A 2066-nucleotide genomic window follows, 5' to 3' on the forward strand; every position below is an offset into this window, starting at 1 on the left:
AATCTGGCCTGCGAGGAAGCCGGGGTACCCGTCCCCAATATTTTTACCGAATTCGGAAGTTTTACCGTGGGGGAAAGCGGGGGGGCAATCTATCAGGTACTCTATCAGAAACAACAAAACGACCGGGAGAAATGGAATATGATTGACTCTTCATTTATTACCACCCTCCCCGATTCCTGGGCTATCAACAGGCGCTTTATCATGTTGCCCATCAACAGGTGGAACGACACTTATGAGCGGGTTCTCCTGGGTGGCCTCACCTGCGACAGCGATGACTATTACAACAGCCAGCAGGACTTAAACGCGATTTATTTGCCCAAATTTCAGTCTGAACGCCCCCTTTATATTGCCTTTTTTAATACAGGGGCCTATCAGGAAACTATCGGTGGCTATGGAGGGCTGCAGCATTGCCTGATTCCCTATCCCAAGCATTTGCTCATCGATAAAAATGAAGCGGGGGGGTTTCAGGTTTCCCTCTTCAGAGAACAACAAAGTGCAGAGGAGAATCTTAGTATCCTCGGGTATGCACCACAGAAAAACCGAGAAGTGGTGGAAATATCCCAAAGCAATTCATCAGTATATTCTAATAAACCTATTTTAAAATGAGAAGTAAAATAACCTTCGCGGGAATTCCCCCGGAGTTTGGCCGGTTGGAAACCGCACAGGTAGTATTGATCCCCGTTCCTTTTGACGGTACCTCTACATGGGGCAAGGGTTCAGACAAAGGCCCGGAGGCTTTTTTGGAAGCCGCTGAAAACATGGAGTTATACGATATCGAAACCGATACGGAAGTGTATAAACAGGGTATTTACCTCGCCCCGGCAATTGATGGGGCCACCGACCCCGAAACTGTGGTCAACCAGGTACATGAGATTTCCAAGGACTATATAAAACGAAATCATTTTGTAACGCTGGTAGGTGGGGAACACTCCATTTCCATTGGGGCTATAAGGGCTTTCAATGAGTGTTTTGAAAACATCACCATCCTGCAGCTCGACGCCCATGCAGATCTGCGTAAATCCTATATGGGCAGTCCTTATAACCACGCCTGTGCCATGCACGAGGCATCGCAGACAACTAATCTGATCCAGGTAGGTATTCGAAGCATGGATGCCCTGGAGAGGACGTTTATGGATCCTGAGAAAACCTTTTTTGCCCACGAAATGGCCGAGGATGAGTACTGGATGGATAAGGTGCTGGATTTAATGACGGATCAGGTGTACATTACCTTTGATCTGGATGCCCTGGACCCTTCAATTATGCCATCTACGGGGACACCTGAACCCGGAGGACTCCTGTGGTACGAAACCCTGGAGTTTCTTCAGAAAGTATTTCAGGAGAAAGATGTGGTCGGTTTTGACCTGGTGGAACTCTGCCCCAACCCTCAGGATAAATCCCCGAATTTTCTGGCGGCGAAATTGTACTATAAAATGCTGAGTTATAAATACAGGGATGAGGAGTCCTTATTGGATTTGGACGACGAATCCATAGGTACGGGACAGGAGAGCCAAAAGAATTTCAATGCAAAATTTGGAGAAGATGACTACTGAAGCCCCAGTTTCTGAATTTATTACCCGCTATTTCAAGCATTTCAATGCCGCGGCCCTGGTCGATGCGGCCCGTGGCTATGAAACCCAATTGAATAAAGGTTCCCGTATGCTCGTCAGTTTAGCGGGTGCCATGAGTACCGCTGAATTAGGTAAGATCTTTGCAGAGATTATCCGGCAGGATAAGGTCCATATTATTTCATGTACGGGAGCAAACCTGGAGGAGGATGTGATGAATTTGGTTGCCCATTCACATTATAAGCGCCTGCCCGATTACAGAGATTTGAGTCCTGAAGATGAATGGCAATTACTGGAAAAAGGATTAAACCGGGTCACCGATACTTGTATTCCGGAGGAAGAAGCTTTTAGGCGCCTGCAAAAGCACATCTTTAAGATCTGGAAAGATGCCGAGGAAGCAGGGGAACGCTATTTTCCCCACGAATTCCTTTATAAATTGTTGCTTTCCGGTGTTCTTGAACCGTATTATGAAATCGATTTAAAGGACTCATGGATGTATGC

2 protein-coding genes and 1 pseudogene are annotated in these 2066 nt (G+C 46.7%); all 3 read left to right on the forward strand.

Going from position 1 to position 2066, the window contains the following annotated elements:
- Nucleotides 1-606, forward strand: a pseudogene (locus tag WBV75_RS09450) (arginine decarboxylase); the annotation flags it as partial.
- Complete coding sequence (gene speB, locus WBV75_RS09455) at nucleotides 603-1550, forward strand: agmatinase (RefSeq protein ID WP_424120377.1); 948 nt, start codon at nucleotides 603-605, stop codon at nucleotides 1548-1550. The pseudogene WBV75_RS09450 and the gene speB, both read left to right, overlap by 4 nt.
- On the forward strand, nucleotides 1540-2066 hold a 527-nt coding region (locus WBV75_RS09460), incomplete at its 3' end, for a deoxyhypusine synthase family protein (protein WP_424120378.1). The genes speB and WBV75_RS09460, both read left to right, overlap by 11 nt.

Origin of the sequence: Robiginitalea sp. (assembly GCF_049588695.1) — a bacterium.
Classification (GTDB): domain Bacteria; phylum Bacteroidota; class Bacteroidia; order Flavobacteriales; family Flavobacteriaceae; genus Robiginitalea.

Excerpts from the sequence above, each read along its gene's own strand:
- speB (WP_424120377.1), top strand. The coding sequence starts at position 603 with ATGAGAAGTAAAATAACCTTCGCGGGAATTCCCCCGGAGTTTGGCCGG.